The 24,082-nt window shown below is 63.9% G+C and carries 21 protein-coding genes; 15 read left to right on the top strand and 6 right to left on the bottom strand.

Annotated elements, in window-relative coordinates; translation table 11 throughout:
* Positions 1 to 128: 128 nt before the first annotated feature.
* Both araD1 and Amn_RS21335 read left to right on the top strand, forming a co-directional pair.
* Positions 129 to 1,124 (top strand): AraD1 family protein, encoded by a 996-nt coding sequence (araD1, locus tag Amn_RS21340; protein ID WP_154386439.1) that lies wholly within the window; start codon positions 129 to 131, stop codon positions 1,122 to 1,124.
* Positions 1,125 to 1,134: 10 nt separating this feature from the next.
* Positions 1,135 to 1,905: an SDR family NAD(P)-dependent oxidoreductase gene (locus Amn_RS21335; RefSeq protein ID WP_185910333.1), complete on the top strand. Its 771-nt coding sequence runs from the start codon at positions 1,135 to 1,137 to the stop codon at positions 1,903 to 1,905.
* A gap of 3 nt (positions 1,906 to 1,908) precedes the next feature.
* Here the strand turns inward: Amn_RS21335 and Amn_RS21330 are convergent, their stop codons facing one another.
* The 4 genes from Amn_RS21330 to Amn_RS21315 all read right to left on the bottom strand — a co-directional run bounded on the left by Amn_RS21330 (position 1,909) and on the right by Amn_RS21315 (position 5,708).
* Complete coding sequence (locus tag Amn_RS21330) at positions 1,909 to 2,928, bottom strand: aldose epimerase family protein (RefSeq protein WP_067958657.1); 1,020 nt, start codon at positions 2,926 to 2,928, stop codon at positions 1,909 to 1,911.
* A gap of 113 nt (positions 2,929 to 3,041) precedes the next feature.
* Entirely contained in the window at positions 3,042 to 4,262 is a 1,221-nt protein-coding gene (locus tag Amn_RS21325) for an NAD(P)/FAD-dependent oxidoreductase (RefSeq protein WP_185910334.1), read from the bottom strand.
* Positions 4,263 to 4,279: 17 nt separating this feature from the next.
* On the bottom strand, positions 4,280 to 4,594 hold the full coding sequence (locus Amn_RS21320; RefSeq protein WP_067958664.1) for a MocE family 2Fe-2S type ferredoxin: 315 nt from the start codon (positions 4,592 to 4,594) through the stop codon (positions 4,280 to 4,282).
* A gap of 25 nt (positions 4,595 to 4,619) precedes the next feature.
* Positions 4,620 to 5,708 (bottom strand): fatty acid desaturase family protein, encoded by a 1,089-nt coding sequence (locus Amn_RS21315; RefSeq protein ID WP_067958667.1) that lies wholly within the window; start codon positions 5,706 to 5,708, stop codon positions 4,620 to 4,622.
* A 161-nt stretch (positions 5,709 to 5,869) separates the two neighbouring features.
* Here Amn_RS21315 and Amn_RS21310 point away from each other — a divergent pair, with 161 nt between their 5' ends.
* The 13 genes from Amn_RS21310 to Amn_RS21250 all read left to right on the top strand — a co-directional run bounded on the left by Amn_RS21310 (position 5,870) and on the right by Amn_RS21250 (position 21,032).
* Entirely contained in the window at positions 5,870 to 6,901 is a 1,032-nt protein-coding gene (locus Amn_RS21310) for a LacI family DNA-binding transcriptional regulator (protein ID WP_067958669.1), read from the top strand.
* Positions 6,902 to 7,041: 140 nt separating this feature from the next.
* On the top strand, positions 7,042 to 7,857 hold the full coding sequence (locus Amn_RS21305) for a TIM barrel protein (protein WP_067966212.1): 816 nt from the start codon (positions 7,042 to 7,044) through the stop codon (positions 7,855 to 7,857).
* A 320-nt stretch (positions 7,858 to 8,177) separates the two neighbouring features.
* Positions 8,178 to 9,116, top strand: a complete 939-nt coding sequence (locus Amn_RS21300) for a substrate-binding domain-containing protein (protein WP_067958671.1) — start codon at positions 8,178 to 8,180, stop codon at positions 9,114 to 9,116.
* Between the two features lie 93 nt (positions 9,117 to 9,209).
* Entirely contained in the window at positions 9,210 to 10,751 is a 1,542-nt protein-coding gene (locus Amn_RS21295) for a sugar ABC transporter ATP-binding protein (protein ID WP_169808377.1), read from the top strand.
* A 28-nt stretch (positions 10,752 to 10,779) separates the two neighbouring features.
* A complete protein-coding gene (locus Amn_RS21290; protein ID WP_067958676.1) occupies positions 10,780 to 11,823 on the top strand; it encodes an ABC transporter permease in 1,044 nt (347 codons plus the stop codon).
* Between the two features lie 154 nt (positions 11,824 to 11,977).
* Positions 11,978 to 12,967 carry an inositol 2-dehydrogenase gene (gene iolG / locus Amn_RS21285; protein ID WP_154386436.1) on the top strand — a complete coding sequence of 330 codons (990 nt, stop codon included), beginning with the start codon at positions 11,978 to 11,980 and terminating at the stop codon, positions 12,965 to 12,967.
* Between the two features lie 170 nt (positions 12,968 to 13,137).
* Positions 13,138 to 15,066, top strand: coding sequence for a bifunctional 5-dehydro-2-deoxygluconokinase/5-dehydro-2-deoxyphosphogluconate aldolase (locus tag Amn_RS21280; protein ID WP_154386435.1), 1,929 nt, complete (start codon positions 13,138 to 13,140; stop codon positions 15,064 to 15,066).
* A gap of 61 nt (positions 15,067 to 15,127) precedes the next feature.
* Complete coding sequence (iolD, locus tag Amn_RS21275; protein WP_286291681.1) at positions 15,128 to 16,978, top strand: 3D-(3,5/4)-trihydroxycyclohexane-1,2-dione acylhydrolase (decyclizing); 1,851 nt, start codon at positions 15,128 to 15,130, stop codon at positions 16,976 to 16,978.
* A gap of 91 nt (positions 16,979 to 17,069) precedes the next feature.
* Complete coding sequence (gene iolE / locus Amn_RS21270; RefSeq protein ID WP_182575638.1) at positions 17,070 to 17,987, top strand: myo-inosose-2 dehydratase; 918 nt, start codon at positions 17,070 to 17,072, stop codon at positions 17,985 to 17,987.
* 148 nt (positions 17,988 to 18,135) lie between these two features.
* Positions 18,136 to 18,339, top strand: a complete 204-nt coding sequence (locus tag Amn_RS21265) for a hypothetical protein (RefSeq protein ID WP_067958695.1) — start codon at positions 18,136 to 18,138, stop codon at positions 18,337 to 18,339.
* A 4-nt stretch (positions 18,340 to 18,343) separates the two neighbouring features.
* Positions 18,344 to 19,156 (top strand): 5-deoxy-glucuronate isomerase, encoded by an 813-nt coding sequence (gene iolB, locus Amn_RS21260; protein ID WP_154386433.1) that lies wholly within the window; start codon positions 18,344 to 18,346, stop codon positions 19,154 to 19,156.
* Positions 19,157 to 19,199: 43 nt separating this feature from the next.
* Entirely contained in the window at positions 19,200 to 20,006 is an 807-nt protein-coding gene (locus Amn_RS21255; protein ID WP_154386432.1) for a 3-methyl-2-oxobutanoate hydroxymethyltransferase, read from the top strand.
* Positions 20,007 to 20,093: 87 nt separating this feature from the next.
* Positions 20,094 to 21,032 (top strand): IS481 family transposase, encoded by a 939-nt coding sequence (locus tag Amn_RS21250; RefSeq protein ID WP_286291674.1) that lies wholly within the window; start codon positions 20,094 to 20,096, stop codon positions 21,030 to 21,032.
* Positions 21,033 to 21,069: 37 nt separating this feature from the next.
* Here Amn_RS21250 and Amn_RS21245 read toward each other — a convergent pair whose 3' ends face one another.
* Both Amn_RS21245 and Amn_RS21240 read right to left on the bottom strand, forming a co-directional pair.
* Positions 21,070 to 22,692, bottom strand: coding sequence for a GNAT family N-acetyltransferase (locus Amn_RS21245; RefSeq protein WP_182576112.1), 1,623 nt, complete (start codon positions 22,690 to 22,692; stop codon positions 21,070 to 21,072).
* Between the two features lie 35 nt (positions 22,693 to 22,727).
* The gene (locus tag Amn_RS21240; protein ID WP_182576113.1) at positions 22,728 to 24,071 is read right to left on the bottom strand and encodes an HlyD family type I secretion periplasmic adaptor subunit; all 1,344 of its coding nucleotides are present in this window, start codon (positions 24,069 to 24,071) and stop codon (positions 22,728 to 22,730) included.
* Between the last annotated feature and the right edge of the window lie 11 nt (positions 24,072 to 24,082).

Below are 24,082 nucleotides of genomic sequence, written 5' to 3'. Positions count from 1 at the left end.
CGGGGGAGCGGGCCCGCAATCTCGAAGATAACAGGCAAGGCGTGCTGCGCATGTGCGTGGCGCGACGGGAAAGTCTTGCCGGGCGCCGGAAACGAGGCCGGCCGGGGCGAGACGGAAGGAGTGCAGGAATGTTGATGTCCCAGATAATCCTGGCCGACGGCAAGAGCCGTGTGGCGGTGCGGGAAGGCGGGACCGCGCGGCTGGTCAACGACGCCAAGTCGATCTACGCGCTGGCCCTGGAGGCGGTGCGCGCCGGAACCACGCTTGCGGCCATCGTCGCCGACCGCGGCCTTGGCGAGGCCGTCGACATCGAGGCCGCCGGCCGCGCCGGCCAGGTGCTGTCGCCGGTCAGGCATCCCGATCCGGCGCATCTGCATCTGACCGGCACCGGGCTCACCCATCTGGGCTCGGCGGCGACGCGGGACAGCATGCACAAGAAGCTGGACGCCAGTGGCGAGGAGATGCTGACCGATTCCATGAAGATGTTCCGCATGGGGCTGGAGGGCGGCAGGCCGGCGCGAGGCCAGGTCGGTGTGCAACCGGAATGGTTCTACAAGGGCAACGGCAACATGGTCGTCGATCCCGGCAAGCCGCTGGTGTCGCCGCACTTCGCGCTCGATGCCGGAGAGGAGCCGGAGATTGCAGGCGTCTATCTCGTCGGCGACGACGGCACGCCCTATCGCATCGGCTTCACGCTCGCCAACGAGTTCTCCGACCACGTCACCGAGCGTATCAACTATCTCTATCTCGCCCATTCAAAACTGCGGAATGCCTCGTTTGGCCCGGAAATCCTCGTCGGCGAACTGCCTGACGACATCAAGGGTGCCTCGCGTATCATTCGCGCCGGCAAGCCGATCTGGGAAAAGCCGTTCCTGTCCGGCGAGGCCAACATGTCCCACACCATCGCCAATCTCGAACATCATCACTTCAAATATGGTGTCTTCCGCCAACCGGGCGACGTGCACGTGCACATGTTCGGAACGGCGACGCTGTCATTCGCTGACGGGGTGAAGACGGAGCCCGGTGACGTGTTCGAGATCGAGGCGGCGGAATTCGGACTGCCGCTGCGCAATCCGTTGAAACAGGCGCGGGCAGCGGCCCCCATCGCGGTCAGGACATTGTAAGGTGATGGCGATGAGCGACGCCATGATGGCTAGATATCCGAGCCTGGCCGGGCGGCCGGTGCTCGTCTCCGGCGGAGCGACAGGGATTGGCGAGGCGATGGTGCGGGCCTTTGCCGCTCAGGGAGCGAAAGTCGGATTTGTCGACCTTGCCGAAGCCGAGGGCATGGCGCTTGCCGAGGAGCTGGCGGGCATGGGCGCTTCCGTCGCCTTCCATGCCTGCGACATCACCGATATCGCGGCCTACCGCGAGGCGATAGCCGCGATCGAGGCCTTGCAGGGTCCGACCATGGCGCTGGTCAACAACGCCGCGAGCGACACCCGCCACGACTGGCGCGCGGTGACGCCGGAGTATTTCGATGCGCGTGTCGCGGTCAATCTGCGCCACTCGTTCTTCGCCATCCAGGCGGTGGCACCCGGCATGATCGCCGCCGGCGGCGGTGCGATCGTCAATCTCGGCTCTATCGGCTGGATGAAGGCCTCGGGCGGCTATCCTGCCTATGCCGCTTCCAAGGCTGCCGTGCACGGCATGACGCGCTCCTTCGCCCGCGATCTCGGCAAGCATGGCATCCGGGTCAATACGCTGGTACCGGGCTGGGTGATGACCAAGCGCCAGCTTGAGCTCTGGGTTGACGATGCAGCCAATGCCGAGATCGATGCAAATCAGTGCCTGGCAGGGCGGGTGCTGCCCGACGACATCGCGCGCATGGCGCTGTTTCTTTCGGCCGACGATTCCATGATGTGCACGGCACAGAATTTTGTCGTCGATGGCGGTTGGGTGTAACGGTCACTCGACCATCGAAAAGCGATATTCGGTGACCTGCGAATAGATCTCGTCAGGCCTCAGCACGGCACTCGGGAAGTGCGGGTGGTGGATGGCGTCGGGGAAGCGTTGCGGCTCGAGGCACAGCGCGCCGTGGCGGACGGGCGCGATGCCGCCGCGCAAGGGCGGGACAACCGGCAGGAAGGCGCCGTCATAGAGCTGCAGTCCTGGCTCGGTGGTCCAGAGATCGAGCCGGATGCCGGACAGCGGGCCTTCGAGCCTCGCCGCATGCCACGGCTCGGGCGCCGGCTGCATGGCAAGTACCCAGTTGTGGTCATAAGGGCTGTGTGCCTCGTCCATTCCGTTGCGGACCGGGCGAAGCTCACGGAAATCGAACGGCGTGCCGTCGACGGCAGGCACCTCGCCGGTGGGGATGTTGTTCGCGTCGACAGGTGTGTAGGCCTCGGCGGCGATCTTCAGACGATGGTCGAGGATCGAGCCGCCACCATCGAGATTGAAATAGGCGTGGGCGGCGAGGTTGACCAATGTGGGGGCATCGGCACGGGCGCCGAGCGCAATGGTGAGGCGTCCGGCGTCGAGTGAATAGCGGCAGGTGGCGATAACCTTGCCGGGGTAGCCCTGATCCCCTGCCTGCGAGATCAGCGCCAGCAGCACCGAACTGTCGTTGGCGTCGACGACGAGCCAGTTGCGGCGGAAGAAACCGTCGCTGCCGCCATGGAGATGCGTGCGCTCCGCCTCGTTGAGATCGAGCTCGAACGTCTGTCCGTCGAGCTCGAAGCTGCCGCCGGCGATGCGGTTGGCGCAACGTCCGGCAATAGCGCCGAAATAGCCGCCATGGTTGAGATAACCGTCAAGATCGTCGAAGCCGAGGATGACCGAGCGCGGGCCGTCAGGCGTTGCGACGACGAGGTCGGCAAGTGTCGCGCCGAAGGTGAGGATCCTTGCCTCGATGCCTTCGGCGGCGATGTCGATCGCTTGCACCACCGTGCCGTCGGCCATCTGACCGAATTCGCTGATCGGCATTGTCGTTTGCTCCGCGCGGCCCTCGCGCCCAGCGCAGGTTCCTGCAAACCGGCACGATTCTCAAGCGGCTTTTGCCAGCTGCCTTGCGCGTCCTGACGGGTGCGTGCTCCGTGTCACGCGGCAAGCAGACTCTTGAGCTTGACCGAGGGCGCGGCCAGCGCGCCGATGTCGGGGCGGGCGGATCTTGCGATCAGCATTTCGGCGAGGCGAATGTCGCGCGCAACCGCATTGCCCGGGCCGATGCCGCTGGCGGCGACGAGTCGGCCGTCCTCTTTGAGATGGAACAGGATGAAGGCGCCGTCGTCGAGGTCGCGGCGGACGGTGCGCTCGCCTTCGTCGGGCAAGCCGGCGATCTGCAGGCTGAGCCCGTACTGGTCGGACCAGAACCAGGGAACGCAGGCATGGGCCTCCTCTGATCCGAGCATGTTGCGCGCAGCGAGCGCGCCGTGCTCCTGGGCGCTGCGCCAGGCCTCCAGCCGGACGCGGCGGCCGCCATAGACGGCAAGCGGGAACGAACAGCAGTCGCCGGCGGCGAAGATCAGAGGGTCGCTGGTGCGTAGCTGCGCGTCGACGGCGATACCGTTGTTGAGGGTGAGGCCCGCGGTTTCGGCAAGTGTCGTGACCGGCACGGCGCCGATGCCGATGATGGCGAGATCGGCCGTGACCTGCAGGCCGCTGGCAAGCGTGATGCGTACCCCGTCAGCCCTGTCGTTGATGGTCGCAATGCCGTCGCCGCAGACGATGTCGACGCCTTCGGTTGCGTGCGTCTCGTGGACGACGGTTGCGATGTCTTCCGGCACGCCGCGCATCAGGATGCGTGACTGAGCCTCGATGACGGTGACGTCCGCACCGAGCTTGCGGGCGGATGCCGCGAGTTCGAGGCCGATGAAGCCGCCGCCGACGATGGCTATCCGGCAGCCGGGACCGAGATGCGAACGGATGGCGAACGCATCATCGAAGGTCCGGAGATAGACGCAGCGCGAGCCGAGACCGGCAAGCGGCAGCCGGCGCGGTGTGGCTCCGGTGGCGATCAACAGCTTGTCGTATTCTAGGTCGGAGCCGTTGGTGAGACGGACCGAGCGGTTGGCGCGGTCGATCGATGTCGCGGTGGTGGTGCCGACCAGGTCAATGCGATGTTCCTTGAGGCGTGCGGCGTCGGCGATCGCCTTGATGGCGGGTGCATCGGTCGATGTCATCGCCTCCTTGGACAGCGGTGGACGCTCGTAAGGCAGATGCCTCTCCGCGCCGACAAGCGTGATGGTGCCGTCATAGCCGGCTTCCCGCAGGGCGAAGGCGGCCCGCGTGCCGCCTTCGCCGGCGCCGATGATGATCATTCCCGCCGCCATGTCAGTCAGCCCAGCTGGATGAAGACCTTGCCGGCGTCGATTTTCACCGGATAGGTCCTGAGGTTGACGCAGACGGGCGCGCCGCGCGCCGCACCGGTCTTGTAGTTGAAGCGGCCATTGTGCTTGGGGCATTCGATGATGTCGCCCATGACCAGGCCCTGCGACAGATGGATCTGCTCGTGGGTGCACAAGCCGTCAGTGGCGAAGAACTCGTCCTCCGGGCTACGGTAAAGCGCGAAGGTGCGCCCGGCATGGTCGAAGCGGATCACGTCTTCCTCGTCGATGTCGTCGGCCGCGCAGGCCTCGATCCAGTCGCTCATGTCTCTCTCCCTGGGTTTCGAACGGCTATTCGGCAGCCAGCGCCGTCTCGCTATGGAAGTCCTCGCGGTAGGGCCGTGCCGTCGGCGGCAGCTCGCGCTTGACGAAGTAGTCCTCGTTGCGGAGCTGGCGGACGAAGGCCGGCAGCATCTCGCGGTAGCCGTCCCACATGGAGGGGCTAGGCGCAGGCAGGTCGTGCTTGATCAGCTCATGCAGCTTCGGCAGCGCGTGATAGGGCACCATCGGGAACATATGATGTTCGACGTGGTAGTTCATGTTCCAGTAGATGAAGCGGCTGACGGGGTTCATCAGCACCGTGCGGCTGTTGAGGCGGTGGTCGATGACGTTGTCGGCGAGGCCGCCATGCTGCAAAAGGCCGGTGAGCACGTGATGCCAGGCGCCGTAGAGGCGAGGCAGGCCGACAAGCATCAAAGGCAGCCATGAGCCGAGATAAAGTGCCAGCATGATGGTGGCCACATAGATGGCGAGCCAGATTCGGGCGATGCGGATGGCGCGGGGCTGCTCGCTCTCGGGGATGAAGGTCTTTTCCTCCGCGCCGATGATGCCGGCCGCGTTGCGGACCATGTCAACCATGGCGTGCCAGGCATCGAGCAGGCCGAAGAAATTGAGCGCGACGCGCAGAAGGTCTGGCGGGCGCATGACCGCTATCTCTGGATCGCGGCCGACGATGACGGTGTCGGTGTGGTGGCGGGTGTGGCTCCAGCGCCAGGTCACCGGATTGCGCATGATCATGAAGCAGGCGATCTGATAGACCGCGTCGTTCATCCACTGCGTCTTGAAGGCGGTGCCGTGGCCGCATTCGTGCCAGCGCGAGTCGGTTGCCGAGCCGTAGAGCACGCCGTAGCAGAGGAAGAAGGGCACGCACCACCAGCTGCCCCACAGCGCCGCGCCGGCAGTACCGAAGGCGATGAGCAGGCCGAGCCAGATTGCGGTGTCGCGGATGGCCGGACCGTCGGAGCGCTGCATCAGCTCCTTCATCTGCTTGCGCGGAATGTCGGTGTGGTACCACTCGGCAGCCGCAAGGCCGCTTTCGACGGCGCGATGCGCGCTTTCTCCCACAAGGCTGTAGTCGCGCGCCAAAGGCGTCACGGTCATGGCTCTCTCCCTGGAAGTCGGAAACAGGTCCGCGATGGGCGCTGGACATCGTTCACTGGAAGAATGCTAACTCATGATGCAATATTTTCAATCATTGCATGATGGTTTCTATCATTTTCTATCATGATGCGCTAAGCTGCGACAAAACCCAGGGATTGGACATGAGCAAGCGCCCGACAATCGCCGATCTCGCCCACGCCTCGGGCGTCAGCGTTGCAACCATCGACCGTGTGCTGAACGGGCGCCTGCCGGTGCGCGAGGAAACGCAGCGCCGCGTCTACGAGGCGGCGACATCCATCGGCTATCATGCGGCCGGGCTGATCGCGCAGCGCATGCGCAAGGAACTGCCGGTGTATCGGCTCGGCTTCGTGCTGCTGCGGCCGAAAGACGTGTTTTACCGTGCCTTCGCCGGTGAACTGGAGAAGGCGATAACCCAGGCGACGGGGTTTCGCGGTGCTGGTGTCATCGAATTTGCCGAGACGCTCTCGCCGGAGGAGATTCTGGAACGGCTGCGGCGGCTGGCGGCAAGCTGCGATGCAGTGGCGCTGGTAAGCCCCGACCATCCCAGCGTGACGGCGGCGGTTGCTGAACTCAAGCAGCGCGGCATTCCCGTCTTCGCGCTGCTGTCGGACTTCGCGACGGGCATTCGCGAGGGGTACGTTGGCATCGACAACCTCAAGGTCGGACGCACCGCCGCGTGGATGATCTCCAAATGCGCGCGGGGGCCGGGCAAGGTGGCGTTGTTCGTCGGCAGCCATCGCTTCCATGGCCACGAATTGCGCGAGATCGGCTTTCGCGCTTTCTTCCGCGAACATGCGCCCGACTTCACGCTGCTCGAAACCATCGTCAACAACGAGTCCTGGGAAGCCACCCACGAGGTCGTCGACGACCTGCTCCGCAAGCATGACAATCTCGTCGGTTGTTACGTTGCCGGCGGTGGCATCGAAGGGGCGATCTCGGCGCTACGCCAGGCTAAGCCCGATCCGTTGCCGGTGCTGATCTGCAACGAGATCACCTTGGACACACGCGTGGCATTGGCCGACAACCTTGCAACGATGGTGATTGCGACGCCGCTGGCGTCGTTGTGCCGCGAACTTGTCGGGCTGATGGCGCATGCGATCGAGGAGGGGGCGGCCAACGCCCCCGGTCAGACCTTCCTGCCGTTCGACATCTTCCTGCCGGAGAATATCTGACGGTGTGGCCTGCCGGCCATGCGAATCTATCATCAAATGATAGATTCGCATCATATTTCGGATTGACTGTTCTATTTTATAGGTAGATTGGAACATAAATATCGATGCGCCGCCCCGCGATCCCGGAGGAGAAATTCGGCATGCCCAGCAAGCTCACATTCGCGCTGAACCATATGGTGGCACCCGGGCTGAAGCCGGCAGCGTTCTTCGCATTGTGCCGGGACCTTGGCCTGAGCGATGTCGAAATCCGCAACGACCTCTCAGGCAACGCCATCATCGACGGCACGCCGGCTGCGGCCATCAAGGCGCAGGCAGCGGAAAATGGAATGTCCATTGCAACCATCAACGCCCTGCAGCGCTTCAACGAATGGAGCGCCGCGCGCGAAGCCGAGGCGATCGAACTCGCCGACTATGCCCGCGACGCCGGTGCTGCGGCGCTGGTCCTGGTTCCGGTCAATGACGGCACGGGGAAGGCCGATGGCGAGCGCCAGCGTAACCTCAGGACGGCGCTGACGGCGCTGACCGCGATCCTCGGCGATCGCGGCGTGCGTGGACTTGTCGAGCCGCTCGGCTTCGAGATCTGCTCGCTGCGCTCCAAGCGCGAGGCGGCCGAAGCGATCGAGGATGTCGATGGAACTGACACTTTTCGAATGGTGCACGACACGTTCCATCATCATCTTGCCGGCGAGCCCGACATCTTCCCAGGCATGACCGGCCTAGTGCACATTTCAGGCGTCGACGACCCTGCGGTGACGGTCTCCGACATGCGCGACCCGCACCGGGTCTTGGTCGATGCAGCCGACCGGCTCGACAATGTCGGCCAGATCCGTGCGCTGGTGTCTGGCGGCTATCAGGGGCTGCTCTCCTTCGAGCCGTTTTCGCCTGTCGTGCAGAAGCTTACCGAGCCGCGCGCAGCGCTTGCCGAGAGCATTGCGTTCATCCGCTCGCGGGTCTGACGCAACGGCTCCATCCAGCGAAATAGCCGTCATCTCCAGCGCCGCCCGGGCGACCGGGCGGCGCAATTCGTTGCTCCCCGAAGGATTGATAGGCAGGCAATGGAATGTCTCTTGACGTCTGGCCTCAATATGGAATAAACATTTCATATACAAAAAACACGGCCCGAACATTCTGAATTTGGGCCGGCATCGGGAAGCGAGTGGCGCATCTTGCATCGCGGAGGAGCGATGGTGCCTCTCGTAGAGACGAGCCTGCGGCCGACCGCGGGCTTCCGGCACGTCGGGGTGCAGCCGGGCACCATTGTTGGAGGAGAGTGAACATGAGGAAATTCCTGCTCGGCGTAGCCATGACCGCGCTGATGTCCGGCACTGCGTTTGCCGGCGATATCGGCGTCAGCATGGCCAATTCTGACACCTTCCTGACCGTCCTGCGCAAGGGTATCGAGAAGTCCGCGGCTGACGCCAGCCAGCCGGTCGTCATCGAGATCGCCGACGACGACGTCAACAAGCAGCTCAGCCAGGTCCAGAACTTCATCGCCGCCAAGGTCGACGCCATCATCGTCAATCCGGTCGACACCTCGGCCACCGGGCCGATGACCAAGCTTGCCACCGACGCCGGCATTCCGATCGTCTACGTCAACCGCGAGCCGATCGACGTCGGCGCGCTCGGTGCCAAGGGTGCTTTCGTCGGTTCGAACGAAGTCGATTCCGGCACGCTTGAGACCAAGGAAGTCTGCCGCATCCTCAAGGAAGCCGGCAAGACCGAGGCTGGCATCCTGATCATGGTCGGTGACCTCGCCAACCAGGCGGCTGTGATGCGCACCAAGGACATCCATGATGTCAACGCCGGCAGCGACTGCGGCGTCAAGCTGAACGTCATCGACGAACAGACCGCTGGCTGGGATCCGGTCAAGGCACAGGACCTGATGACCAACTGGATCGCCGCGGGCCACAAGCCGGACGCCGTCATCTCGAACAACGACAACATGGCCATCGGCGCCATCAACGCCATGAAGGCGGCCGGTTGGGACATGAAGACCGTGATCGTGGCCGGCGTCGATGCGACCCAGGAAGCGCTCGCCTACATGAAGGCCGGCGACCTCGATGTGACCGTGTTCCAGAACGCCGCCGCCCAGGGTGGCGGTGCGGTCGAAACCGCCATGAAGCTCGCCAAGGGCGAAGCCGTGACGTCGCCCGTCTGGGTGCCGTTCGAGCTGGTGACCCCGGCGAACATGGACCAGTACACCACCAAGAACTGATATGATCTGACCAATGCGCCGTCGCAAACGGCGGCGCATTTTCCCCAAGAGGACCTTGACCCGCGCAACAGTCGGGCGGGCCTGGGAGGACCAATCATGCAAAGCACCGGTACGATGGAAGCGGCGCCTGCGGGCGGTGCCGCGGTGGATGGCGGCTATCTTCTCGAGGTCGAAAACGTTCGTAAGGAATTCCCGGGTGTCGTCGCCCTCGACAACGTCCAGCTGCGTCTGAAACGCGGCAGCGTACATGCGCTGATGGGCGAGAACGGCGCCGGCAAGTCGACGCTGATGAAGATCGTGGCCGGAATCTACACGCCCGACTCCGGCAGCTTCAAGCTGCGCGGCGAAGACATCAAGCTGCGGGGGCCGCTCGATGCGCTCGAACACGGCATCGCCATGATCCACCAGGAACTCAACCTGATGGCGCCGATGACGGTGGCCGAGAACATCTGGATCCGCCGCGAGCCGCTGACCCGGCTTGGCTTCGTCGACCATGGCGAGATGCGCCGCAAGACATCAGACCTGTTCAAGCGCCTCAACATCGACATCGATCCCGAGGTTCAGGTGGGTACGCTGACCGTCGCCAGCCGCCAGATGGTCGAGATCGCCAAGGCGGTGTCCTACGAATCCGACGTGCTGATCATGGACGAGCCGACCTCGGCGCTGACCGAGCGCGAGGTCGACCACCTGTTCACCATCATCCGTGCGCTGCGCGCCCAGGGCAAAGGCATCATCTACATCACCCACAAGATGAACGAGCTGTTCGAGATCGCCGACGAGTTCTCGGTGTTTCGCGACGGCAAGTACATCGCCACCAAGGCGTCGACCGAGGTGACCCGCGACGACATCATCCGCATGATGGTGGGGCGCGAGATCACCCAGATGTTCCCCAAGGAGGAGGTGCTGATCGGCGACGTCGTGCTGTCGGTGAAGGGGCTCACGCTGAAGGGCGTCTTCTCCGACGTTTCATTCGACGTGCGTTCAGGCGAAATCCTCGGCATTGCCGGTCTCGTCGGCTCGGGCCGCTCCAACATCGCCGAAACGATCTTCGGCGTGACGCCGTCGGACGCCGGCACCATCGAGCTGTTCGGCAAGACGGTCCGTGTCGACAGCCCGGCCACGGCTATGAAGCACGGCATGGCTTTCCTGACCGAGGACCGCAAGGAAACCGGCTGCTTCCTCTTGCTCGACATCCAGGAAAACACCCAGATGGCGGTGCTGCAGTCAGACTATGTCAAGAACGGTTTCGTGCAGCAAAAACAACTCGGCAAGGATTCGGTCGAGATCAGCGCGGCGCTGAGGGTGAAGACCCCAGACATGGCCGAGCCGATCATCAACCTGTCCGGCGGCAACCAGCAGAAGGTGCTGATCGCGCGCTGGCTTTTGACCAAGCCGAAGATCCTCATCCTCGACGAGCCGACGCGCGGCATCGATGTCGGCGCGAAGGCCGAAATCCACCGCCTGATCTCGAAGCTCGCCGGGCAGGGGGTGGCGGTGGTCATGATCTCGTCCGAGATGCCCGAGTGCCTGGGCATGAGCGACCGCATCATGGTGGTGCATGAGGGCCGCGTCACCGGCTTCCTCGACCGCGCCGAGGCCAGTCAGGTCAAGATCATGGAACTCGCGTCGCACTGACGCCAATCAGCTCAAGGGTGGAAGAACCATGTCGACGAACGAGATTGCGGGTCCCGCAAACATCATCGGAAGCAAGAAGCGCCTGCCGCCGGAGGTGTCCATCCTCGGCGTGTTGATCGGTATCGCCATCGTCTTCGAGATTCTTGGCTGGATCTTCGTCGGCGACAGCTTCCTCGCCAACAAGCAGCGCCTGTCGATCATCATCCTGCAGGTGTCGGTGATCGGCATCATCGCGGTCGGAGTGACCCAGGTCATCATCACCGCCGGCGTTGACCTGTCGTCGGGCTCGGTCGTCGGTCTCGCCGCCATGGTCGCGGCGAGCCTGGCGCAGACATCGGCCAATCCGCGCGCCGTCTATCCCGCGCTGACCGACATGTCGCCGATCTGGGCGATCCTCGCCGGCCTCGGCGTCGGCCTTCTCGCCGGCATCGTCAACGGCTCCCTGGTAGCACGGACCAAGATACCGCCCTTCATCGCCACGCTCGGCATGATGGTGTCGGCGCGCGGCCTCGCCAAATGGTATACGCTCGGCCAGCCGGTGGCGCTGCTCGACGACAGCTTCACCTGGTTTGGCAAGAGCTTCAACATCCTCGGCTTTCCGCTGCCGCTGCCGGTCATCATCTTCCTCTTGGTTGCCGTCATCTGCCACATCGCGCTGACCTACACACGCTACGGCAAGTTCACCTATGCCATCGGCGCCAACCCGCAGGCGGCACGCGTTTCGGGCATCAATATCGGCGGCCACCTGATCAAGGTCTATGCCATTGCCGGTCTGCTGTCGGGACTGGCCGGCGTGATGACCGCGGCCCGCGCCGCCTCAGGCCAGCCGGGCATGGGCGTGGCCTATGAACTCGACGCCATCGCTGCTGCGGTCATCGGCGGCACCTCGCTCTCGGGCGGCGTCGGGCGCATCACCGGCACTGTGATCGGCACGATCATCCTCGGCGTGCTGACTTCGGGCTTCACCTTCCTCAAGGTCGGCGCCTACTATCAGGAAATCATCAAGGGCATCATCATCGTTGCGGCCGTGATCATCGACCAGCATCGCCAGAACAAGCGCAAGAAGGCGTAAAGAGTGCTTTGGACATGATCTTATCCGAAAACCGGTTTCCACTTTTCGGGATCATGTCAGAATCAGGCCGCCCGGCTTCCCGTCGGCGGGCGGCCCCTCCCCAAAGATCAAGATTGCAGGCCCGGACGGCGCGGGCCAAGGAAATGAGGTTGTCATGACAGTTCGGTTCGGTGTCCTCGGCGCAGGCCGCATCGGCAAGGTCCACGCCAAGGCCGTGGCCTCCAACCCGCAGGCCAAGCTCGTTGCGGTGGCCGATGCCTTCGAAAAGGCGGCCAACGATCTCGCCGAGGCCTACGGCTGCGACGTACGTACGATCGAACAGATCGAGGAAGCGGCCGACATCGACGCGGTGGTGATCTGCACGCCGACCGACACCCATGCCGACCTGATCGAGCGCTTCGTGCTCGCCGGCAAGGCGGTGTTCTGCGAAAAGCCAATCGACCTCGACGCCAAGCGTGTCGAAAAGTGCCTTGCCGTGGTCGAGAAGGCCGGCGGCACGCTGATGGTCGGTTTCAACAGGCGTTTCGACCCGCATTTCGCCGCTGTGCGCAAGGCGATCGACGACGGCGCCATCGGCAAGGTCGAGCAGGTGGTGATCACCTCGCGCGATCCCGGCGCGCCGCCGGCCGAATACATCACGCGTTCGGGCGGCATCTTCCGCGACATGACCATCCACGACTTCGACATGGCCCGCTTCCTGCTCGGTGCCGAACCGGTGGCGGTGACGGCAACCGCCTCGGTGCTGGTCGACAAGAAGATCGGCGAGCTCGGTGATTTCGACAGCGTCAGTGTCATTCTGGAGACCGCGACCGGCCAGCAATGCGTCATCACCAATTCGCGTCGCGCAACCTATGGCTATGACCAGCGCATCGAGGTGCATGGTTCGGATGGCATGGTGGCGGCGGAGAACCAGCGCGCCGTTTCAATCGAGGTCGCCAACGGCAAGGGCTATACTCGCCCGCCGCTGCACGACTTCTTCATGACCCGCTACACCGAAGCCTATGCCGCCGAGATCGCCGCCTTCGTCGCTTCGGTGACCAAGGGTGCCAGGATCTCGCCCGACGGCAAGGACGGCCTGATGGCGCTGAAGCTGGCCGATGCGGCGCTGAAGTCGGCCAAGGACGGCAAGACCGTACGGCTCTAAGCCAACGGGCGGACAGTCGCCTCGGGGCAATTGGACTCGGGGCGCACAGCCACAATCTGTTGATGGAATAAAAATTCCTGATGACGGACAATTGGAATTGAAATTGCATTGTGTGGCCTGCTAACTGATCTGCGGGCAGGCCGGCGCGGCGGAGCGACCGGGAGGACAAAATGACCGACCCCAAGAACCAGCCTACACTCGACGTCATCACCATCGGGCGCGCCTCGGTCGATCTCTACGGCCAGCAGACCGGATCGCGGCTGGAGGACGTGGCGTCCTTCGCCAAGTCTGTCGGCGGCTGCCCCGCCAACATCGCCATCGGCACGGCGCGGCTCGGGCTGCGCTCGGCGCTTTTGACCCGCGTCGGCGATGAGCATATGGGCCGCTACATCCGCGAGCAGATGCTGCGCGAGGGTGTATCAGACGGCGGCATCGTCACCGACAAGGAGCGGCTGACGGCGCTGGTGCTTCTTTCGGTCGAGAACGACAAGACGTTTCCGCTGATCTTCTATCGCGAAAACTGCGCCGACATGGCGTTGTCGGAAGCCGACATCGCCCCCGATTTCATCAAGTCGGCGCGGGCGATCGTCGTCACGGGCACGCATTTCTCGCGGCCCAACACCGATGCCGCCCAGCGCAAGGCGATGAAGCTGATCAAGGAAAGCGGCGGCAAGGTGGTGTTCGACATCGACTACCGCCCGAACCTCTGGGGCCTTGCCGGCCACGCCGCCGGTGAAAGCCGCTACATCGCGTCCGACAAGGTGTCGAACCATATCAAGGGTGTGCTGGCCGGCTGCGACCTGATCGTCGGCACTGAGGAAGAGGTGATGATCGCGTCGGGCGAAAGCGAGCTGCTCGCCGCGCTGAAGACCATCCGGTCGCTGTCCAGCGCGACGATCGTGCTGAAGCGCGGGCCGATGGGCTGCATCGTCTATGACGGGGCGATCTCGGACGATCTCGAGGCTGGCATCGTCGGCAAGGGGTTTCCGATCGAGGTCTACAATGTGCTGGGTGCGGGCGATGCCTTCATGTCCGGTTTCCTGCGTGGCTGGCTGGGCGGCGAGAGCCTGGCGACATCGGCGACCTGGGCCAATGCCTGTGGTGCCTTCGCCGTGTCGCGTCTGCTCTGCTCGCCGGAGATTCCGACCTTCGATGAGCTGCAATTCTTCCTCAGGAACGGCAGCAAGGAACGCGCGCTGCGCAAGGACGAGGCGATCAACCACGTGCATTGGGCAACCACGCGCCGGCATGAGATCCCGTCAATGATGGCGCTCGCCTGCGACCACCGCATCCAGCTGGAAGACATCGCCGCTCGCACGGGTGCGGATGCTCAGCGTGTCCGAGACTTCAAGGTGCTGGCTGTGCAAGCGGCGGCCAAGGTTGCCGATGGCCGCGACGGCTACGGCATGTTGATCGACGAGAAGTTCGGTCGCGATGCGATGTTCGAATTCGCCCGCCATCCCTTCTCCTGGCTGGGACGGCCGGTGGAGCTGCCGGGTTCGCGGCCGCTGCGTTTCGAATTCTCGCAGGACATCGGCTCGCAGCTGGTGGAGTGGCCGGTCGAGCACTGCATCAAGTGCCTGTGCTTCTACCATCCCGACGATTCCGCTGAGCTCAAGGCCGAGCAGCAGCAGAAGCTGCGCACCCTGTTCGAGGCCGCGCGAAAGGTCGGCCGTGAGCTGTTGATCGAAATCATCGCCGGCAAGCACGGCAAGCTCGACGAGAACACCATTCCGCGCGCTCTGGAAGAACTCTACGCGCTCGGCATCAAGCCCGACTGGTGGAAGCTCGAGCCGCAGGCTTCGGCCGCCGCGTGGCAGAAGATCGAGGCGGTCATCACCACCAACGATCCCTACTGCCGGGGCGTGGTGCTGCTTGGGCTCGAGGCACCGCTGGCCGAGCTCGAAGTGGCCTTCGCCGCGACGTCTGACGCATCCATTGTCAAGGGGTTCGCCGTCGGGCGCAGCATCTTTGCCCACGCGGCGGAAGAGTGGATGGCCGGCCGCATGGACGACAAGGCGGCAGTCGACGACATGGCCCAGCGTTTCGAGCAGCTGACCAAGGCATGGCTTGCCGCGCGCGACCGTCGGGCGGCATAAACAGACAGCTGAGGCGAGGCCGGCATCTCAGGATGCGCCGCTGAAGCGGGAGGAGAAGACGATGACCAAGACCGTTCGCCTGACTATGGCGCAGGCGCTGACGCGCTATCTCACACGGCAGATGACCGTGATCGACGGCAAGATGGTGCCTTTGTTCGGTGGCGTGTGGGCGATCTTCGGCCACGGCAACGTCGCCGGTCTCGGCGAAGCGCTCTACCAGGTGCGCGAGGAACTGCCGACCTATCGCGCCCACAACGAGCAGGCGATGGCGCATGCGGCGATCGCCTTTGCCAAGACCAACTTTCGGCGGCGCGTGATGGCGGCGACGAGCTCCATCGGCCCGGGCGCGGTCAACATGGTGACGGCGGCGGCACTCGCCCATGTCAACCGCCTGCCGGTTTTGCTTCTGCCCGGCGACGTCTTTGCCAACCGCGTGCCCGACCCGGTTCTGCAGCAGGTCGAGGATTTCGGCGATGGCACGGTATCCGCCAATGACTGCTTCCGTCCGGTGTCGCGCTATTTCGACCGCATCACCCGTCCAGAGCAGATCATCCCGGCGCTGGCGCGCGCCATGCAGGTGCTGACCGATCCGGCCGAGTGCGGGCCGGTGACGCTGTCGCTCTGCCAGGACGTTCAGGCCGAGGCCTATGACTATCCCGAGAGCTTTTTTGCCGAGCGCGTGTGGACGCCACGCCGGCCGCGTCCGGACCGCGACGAACTGGCTGTCGCTGCCGAGGTGCTTCAAGCGGCGAAGAAGCCGCTGATCGTCGCCGGTGGCGGCGTGCTCTATTCCGGTGCTTCGGAAGAACTCGACCGCTTCGTCCAGGCGACCGGCATCCCGGTCTGTGAGACGCAAGGCGGCAAGTCGGCGCTATCAGACGAGCATGGGCTGAACATGGCGGCGGTCGGCGTCACCGGCACAGCGGCGGCCAATCGGCTTGCCGAGGAGGCGGACGTCGTTCTGGCCGTAGGCACGCGGCTGCAGGACTTTACCACCGGCTCATGGGCGCTGTTCAAGAACGCGGCCAAGACCATCATCGGGCTCAACGTCCAGTCCTTCGACGCGGGCAAACACATGGCCCTGCCGCTGGTGGCGGATGCCAGGGAAGGTCTCATGGAGCTCGGTGCCGCCGTCGCCGGCTACAAGGCGCCTGTGACCTGGACAGAGAACGCCAAGTCAGCCAAGGCCGAGTGGCGCAAGGCAGCCGCCAAGGTGACGGCGGCGACCAATGCCACATTGCCTTCAGACGCTCAGGTGATCGGCGCCGTGCAGCGCACGCTGGGCAGCGATGTCATCGTGCTGCATGCGGCTGGCGGCCTGCCGGGCGAGATGCACAAGCTGTGGCAGGCGGGCGAACCCGGCTCTTACCATTCCGAATACGGCTTCTCCTGCATGGGCTACGAGATTGCGGGCGGCCTGGGCGCCAAGATGGCGCGGCCTGACAAGGAGGTCGTCATCATGATCGGCGACGGCTCCTATCTGATGCTGAACTCCGAGATTGCGACGTCTGTCATGCTGGGTCTCAAGCTCACCATCGTGCTGCTCGACAACAGGGGCTATGGCTGCATCAATCGGCTGCAGATGGCCACTGGCGGCGCCAACTTCAACAACCTCTTGCGCGACTCCAGGCATGAGATCTTGCCTGATATCGACTTCGTCGCGCATGCGAAAAGCCTGGGCGCCAATGCCGAGAAGGCAGCGTCGATTGCCGACCTGGAGGCCGCGCTCGACCGCGCCCGCAAGAGCGACAGGACGACGGTTGTGTTGATCGACACAGACCCGCTGATCTCGACCGGCGAGGGGGGGCACTGGTGGGACGTTGCCGTGCCCGAGGTGAGCGCACGCGTCGAGGTCAATGCCGCGCGTAAGGGCTATGAGGAAAAACTGAAGCTGCAGCGGGTGGGGGATTGAGGGGTTGTGATTGGACCTGGGATGTTGGCGCTGATGGTAGCGAATTGAGGCTGTCTTTTGCGACGGCAGAGAATGACACTGGAGAACTGAAGTGAAAGCCAAACTGGGCATGTCCCCCATCGCGTGGTGGAACGACGACCTTCCGGAACTGAGCGATGACGTGTCGCTGGAGGAATGCTTGGCGCAATCGCGCTCGGCTGGATTTACCGGCATGGAGCAGGGACGCCGGTTTCCGAGCACGCCTGAGGAGATGCTGCCGATCCTGAAGAAGGCGGACGTGACTTTGTGCGGCGGCTGGTTCTCGGGCACGCTCGTCAACGACGACCTCGCCGCCAACAAGGATCGCATCCAGCCGATGATCGAGCTGTTCAAGGCGGTCGATGCCCCCTGTATCGTCTATGGCGAGGTCGGCCGCTCGATCCAGGGCGACCGCTCGAAGCCGCTGGCAACCAAGGCTGTACTCTCCGACGACGAGATGAAGGCCTATGCCCGAAAGCTGACCGCATTCGGCGAGTGGTGCGCCGAGCAGGGCATGCCTTTGTCCTATCACCACCACATGGCTGCGGTGGTGCAGTTCGAACACGAGCTCGATGCCTTCATGAAGCAGTCGGGCGAGGGCATCCCGCTCCTGCTCGATGCCGGCCATCTCGCCTTTGCCGGTGGCGACGTGTTGCGTGCCATCGACAGCCACCACAAGCGCATCAGCCACGTCCATGTAAAGGACGTGCGTCTGGACGTCATCAAGGCGCTCGACTGGACCAGGCAGTCCTTTCTCGACGCGGTGGCCCTGGGCGCTTTCACCGTGCCGGGCGACGGCTCGCTCGATTTCGGTGCGATCGTGCAGAAGTTCGCCGACCATGGCTATGAGGGCTGGTTCGTCGTCGAGGCAGAGCAGGATCCGAAGAAGAGCCCGCCGCTGAAGATGGCTCAGGTCGGTCATGCCGAGTTGATGCGGGTGATGACTGCGGCGGGCTACACGGTGGAAACACAGGGCTTTCCCGCCGCATGACCCCGAAAGTCGGCGTCGATTTGTCGGGATGGCTGCCTCCATCACGGCGTCCTTTGCGGGGCTCCGACGCGCGGCGCGTAGTGCTTGAGCGTCGCGCGGGGGCCGGTTACCATCCGCAGAAATTGATCGGCGAGGCAACACGCAATTGATGAACGACCAGAACCATCCGTTCCTTCGCCCGTTGTGGAGGCGCATAGCGCTGGTCGGCTTCTGCGCCGCCTGGTCGATCTTCGAGTTTGCCACCGGATCCGCATTCTGGGGCACGCTCGCGGGCGGCATGGCTGCGCTCGGTGCCTACCAGTTCCTCATCGCCTACAAGCCTGGCGACGACGCCGCCACCGACAAGGAGTGACGAGATGTCGAGACTGCTGATCAAGCCGAAGCACGGCACCGGGCGCGTCACGCACGTCACGCCTGAATCCGCCGGCTGGACTTATGTCGGTTTCGACCTGCACAAGCTGGAACCCGGCGATACCTTCGGCGACTGGACGGCCGACCGCGAAACCTGCCTGGTGCTGGTTTCGGGAAAGGCGCATGTGCGGGTCGGCGAGGACGATCTCGGCATGCTCGGCGAGCGCATGTCGCCCTTCGAAGGCAAGCCCTGGTCGGTCTATGTGCCGGCTGGCGGCGACTGGTCGGTCAGGGCCGACACGAATGTCGAGCTCGCCGTCTGCACGGCTCCCGGCCTCGGCGGAAACCTGCCGGTACGGGTGATCGGTCCCGACGACGTCAAGCAGGAAACGCGCGGCAAGGGCACCAACACACGCTACGTCACCAACATTCTGCCCGAAGGCGATCCGGCGGATTCGCTGTTGGTGGTCGAGGTCATCACACCAGGCGGCCACACCTCGAGCTATCCGCCGCACAAGCACGACGAGGACAATCTCCCCGCTGAATCACTGCTGGAGGAGACCTATTACCATCGGCTCAACCCGCCGCAGGGTTTTGCCTTCCAGCGCGTCTACACCGAGTTCAACGATGCCGGGCATCGCGAGATCGACGAGGCGATGGCAGTTGAGGATGGTGACGTGACGCTGGTGCCCAAGGGCTATCACCCTTGCGCTGCCTGCCACGGCTACGACCTTTATTATCTCAATGTCATGGCGGGGCCGAAGCGGACCTGGAAGTTCCACAACGCCAAAGAGCACGAGTGGCTTCTGAAGGCCTGAGGCGTCAGAAAGCCCAATATATTCCAGGAGCGAGGACGAAACGATGGCACGCAACAGGCCAACGGTCGCGGATCTGCGCGCGTTGAAGGGCAAGAGGCAACTGTCGAAGCTGCGGGTGACGTCGCTGGAGGAGGCGGAGGCGGCCGAGCGCGCCGGCATCGACCTGTTGTCCGTCACCTATGCGCTGATGCTCGACCCGCGCTTCCGCGATGCGGCCCCAACATGTTTTGCCGTGCCCGGCGACGAGTACGGCATGATGGGGGCGACATCAGACGAGATCCTGCGCACGGCGGTGAAGCTCAAGGCGGCGAGCGCCGATGCGGTCTACTGCTCGGCGAGCGACCGGACCATCCGCCGGCTGGCGGACGAACATATCCCGGTCTGCGGCCATGTCGGGCTGATCCCGACGCATTCGACCTGGACGGGCGGCTTCAAGGCGGTCGGCAAGACGGCAGAAACGGCCGAGCTCGTCTGGCGGCAGGTCAAGGCGCTGGAGCAGGCGGGCGCTTTTGCAGCCGAGATCGAGGTGGTGCCGGCCGAAGTGGCGAGCGCGATCTCCAGGCGCAGCTCGCTGGTGCTGATCTCGATGGGCGCCGGTGCGGGCTGCGATGCGCAATACCTGTTTGCAGAGGACGTGCTCGGGCTCAATCGCGGCCATTATCCGCGCCACGCCAAGGTGTATCGCAACCTCGCGGCTGAGCATGACCGCATCCAGCAGGAGCGGATTGCGGCGTTCAAAGAATATGCCGGCGACATTGCCAGCGGCGCCTATCCGGCGGCGAACCATATGGTCGGCGTCGACGCCGGAGAGATGCGCAAGTTCGAGGATTTTCTGAGCGGGCAGGCCTAGGTGTCGAAGCTATGAAGGTTGTTCATTCGAGGAGGGACTGAGAAGCTGGGGTTGCGAAGCCAACCAACCTTCAGTGGAGCTCCCCGAATGAACGTCCATAAGAATGCGCGTCTGACGCCGTCAGGTCGAGTGCTTTTGGTGCAACGAATTGAACAGGGCTGGAGCGTGCGGCGTGCTGCCGGTTCGGCCGGGGTTTCGGAACGAACGGCTTATCGCTGGCTCGACCGCTACCGGGCCGGCGACCGGGTTCTGCACGATCGCAGTTCGGCTCCGCACCGCTGCCGGCATCGGCTGGCAGCCATGCAGGTGTCGCGGATCGAGCAGTTGCGGCGCCAGCGCATGACCGGGCCGGCAATTGCCCGGTCCTTGGGCCTGGCGCGCTCGACGGTAGGCTTGGTGCTGCGCCGGCTAGGACTGAACCGGCTGGCCTGGCTCGATCCCCGGCCCCCGGTGTTACGCTACGAGCGGCAGCGGCCGGGCGAACTGATCCATATCGACATCAAGTCCCTGGGCCGTATCGACGGCGTTGGCCATCGGATCACGGGTCAGCACCAAGGCCATCATCGCGCCCGAGGCATCGGCTACGAACACCTGCATGTCGCCATCGACGATGCGTCCCGCCTCGCCTATGTCGAACTGCTGCCAAGCCTGGGCCGGGATGATGCCACCGGGTTCCTCAACCGGGCACTGGCCTGGTACGCCAGGCTGGGCGCCAGGGTTGAGCGGGTGATGACCGACAACGGCTCGGCGTATCGCTCCAAACTGTTCGCCCAGGCACTCCAAGGTGCCGGTGCCCGACACATCCGCACAAGGCCCTACACCCCGCGCACCAACGGCAAGGCCGAGCGCTTCATCCAGACTTCGCTGCGCGAATGGGCCTATGCCAGGCCATACGCCTCATCGAACGAACGCGCCAAGGCCATTCACCAATGGGCAGCCAACTACAACCTGGCACGCCCACACTCGGCCCTTGGAGGCATCAGCCCGTTCCAAAGACTGAACAACCTTCTTGGAAACGACACCTAGGCCTGCCCGCTCCGGAAGGCGGTTCGCATATCGGCGTCTAAAGCGCCGTACTCAGAACGCGCGTCACCGACTTCCGATCCGGATTGAGCATGATGTAGCTCGGCCGGCTTTCAAGTTTCAGCCGCTTGAGCATGATCCTGGTCTTGGCCAGCAGCGTGTCGTCGCGCGAGGCGGCTTCAAGCTTGTGCTCCAATGCTTCCAACGTTTCGATGGCGTTCTCGATGCGGTCGAGTGCTGCGAGGCTCTTGGCGAGCGAGAATTCGGCGCCGGCGAAATCGGGTGAGAGCGACAGCACCTTGCGGAAGGCTTCCGCCGCTTCGATGTGCCGGGACAGCGCCTGCAGCTCCATGCCAAGCCTGAGCCAGGCCTTGGCCGATGTCGGCACCGAATTGGCGAGCGTCTGGTAGTGGACCAGCGCCTCGCGGTGTTCGCCCTTGGCCGACAAAAGCTGGCCGATGCCGTAGAGCGCGCGGGAATAAGTGGCGTCGGTGGCGAGGATCTGGCGGTATCCGTTTTCCGCCCGTTCCAGCTGCCCCTGCTGATGCAAACGCGTGACCTCGGCGAAGATGCCGTTGAGCGACCGGGTATCGAGGCGATCACCGTTGTTGCGTCCGCTCTTTGTGTAGATCTGGGCGCAGTTGATCTTGCTCTCGGTCACACCGAAGGCGAATTTGTAGGGCTCGTCGCCGCGCAAGAAATCATAGGTGGTGAGGCCGTTCTCGATCGCCAGCTTGATGCAGTGGCCGTGCAGTATCAGGCCGGTAGGGATGGAGGTGACGGCCTCGTCTCGGCCGGCCATGAAAAACAGCAACGCCTTCTTGACCGGATCGACGAAGATGGCAAGCCCACCCAGCGGCCGGTCGCCCTGCCACAGGACCGGCAGGTAAAGCGTGCCGTTTCGGAAACTGTCCCGTAGCACGCGGCGATTGTTGTGCAGGATGGCGGCGAGCCGGTCGCCCTTGCGGGCGCCCCATTTTATCCGCCAAAGGTCGAGCAGCGTGTCGATGTCGCGCTCATAGGTGTCGGCATCGGCGCGGGTGATGCGCAATTCCCCCGCATCGACCTTGCGCAGGAAGCGCCGCAGCTTCTGCCTGGTGTTGGTGCTGAGCACATTGTCGAGATAGCCGTCGAATGTGTCGGGCAAGGCGGCCGCGAAGCAGCGGCAGTTGTCGACATTGTCGGCGGCATTGACGCGGCTGAACTCGCGCATGGCAAAGATGTCGCGCGAGAACTGGCCGATGAAGGCAAAGACGCGCTCGCGCGACATGCGCAGGTTTTCGAGATTGAGCCGCGCCCAGCCCATCTGGGCAACGTGGCGGCCGAAGGCCTTCAACGCCATTTCGGCATGGACGGGATCACAGATGGCGCCGGTGTAGTCGGCGGCATTGTTGCCGGCCATGCTGATCTCGTTGAAGAATAGTCCGGTCTTGCCGCTCATGCGGGTGCGCATACGCAACGGCATGAGCGCGACATAGGGCGATCCCGGGTTGCCGAGGCGAGCGGCAAGCACGAACCAGGCGCCCTTGTAGAAACGCATGTAGGGCACCAGCCAGGCCCAGGAGACGAAGAACTGCGCCTCCGGATCGGCCTTGTACAGGCGCTCCCAGTCCTGCCGCAGCTTGGCCAGCGTTTCAACATCGGTAATAACGTCGACTTGCATCTCTGTCCCCCTCGATGACATGGTTTCCCCTTTGCTCAACGTTCCATGAAGGCGCGCGACATGCTGTCGGCAATAGGCTTGGTCAGATACCGGAAGAATGTCCGCTCCTCGGTCTGGACCAGCACCTCGGCGGGCATGCCGGGCGTCGGCGAGAAGCCATGGACGCGCGAGATCTGGTCCGCCGACAGGCTGACGCGAGCGACATAGACTTCGCGTGCGACGGGACCCGACGTGTCCGGCAGCGCGTCGGCGGAGACGTAGATCACCTCGCCTTCGAGCACCGGCGTGGTGCGCCGGTTAAGCGCGGTAAGCTGTACCGTTGCCTTCTGGCCGACACGGACACTGTCAATGTCGGTACGGGAGATCAGCGTCTCGATGACGAGCGGCACGTCCGACGGCAGGATCTCGACGATCGGCTTGCCGCTTTCGATGACGCCGCCTGATGTGTGGTAATACATGCGCACGATGGTGCCGGCGACCGGGGCGTTGATCGTCACGCGGCTGAGGATGCTCTTCGCCTGGCGAAGCTGCTCGCGGATCGTATCGAGGTCACCCTCCAGGTTCTGCAACTGCTCGAGTGCAGCCTGCTTGTAGGCTTCTTCTGCCTGTTTGATTTGCTGGTCGAGCTTGATGACCTCGGCGCCGATCTCGGAAACCTGAGCGGCAAGGCGGCCGATCTGCCCCTCGGCATCGGCCATGGCGCGCTGGATCGCCTTGATTTCGGTAGCCCGGAGCAGACCCTTGTCGAGCAACTTCTTCTTGCCTGCATATTCTTCCTGCATGAGCGTCAATTGTCGACGCACGGCAGCCAGTTGTTCGTCGTAGCCGCCCGATCGATAGACATAGGCGGCAATGTTCTGCTTCAGCAGGCCGATCTCGCTTTGCAACTTGCTGCGTGCGGCGTCAAAGGTCAGTTGCTGACCGTCTACGATCGGCTTGATCTCGGGGTCATCGAGGTTGTCGGTGACGCTCTTTGGAAACGAGATGTTCACCGCTCCACTGATCTCGGCATTCAGCCGCGCGGCGATGGCATCGAGGCGAACCTGACGCAGGAAGAGCTGACGCTCGCTGGCTTCGGCTGCTGTTTCATCGAGGCGGACGAGAGGCTGGTCGTAGGTGACGACGTCACCTTCGCTAACCAGCAGTTCCTTGATGATGCCGCCTTCCAGATGCTGCACGATCTTGTTCTGGCCGGCGGCGACGAACGAACCCTGGGCGATGATGGCGGCAGCGAGCGGAGCCGTGAGAGCCCAGGTGCCGAAGCCGCCAAAAGTGAGCGCTATGAGCAGGAGGCCGATCTTTGTCTGCTTGCCGATCGAGCGCGGTACGTCGGCGTACCATTCGAGGTCATGGACCTTGACGATTGCCGTATCGCTCATGACTTTGTCCC

This window comes from Aminobacter sp. Y103A (assembly GCF_030294925.1).
Lineage (GTDB): Bacteria > Pseudomonadota > Alphaproteobacteria > Rhizobiales > Rhizobiaceae > Aminobacter > Aminobacter ciceronei.
Note: the sequence above shows the minus strand (reverse complement) of the source record. Positions and strands in the feature narration are given on the sequence as shown.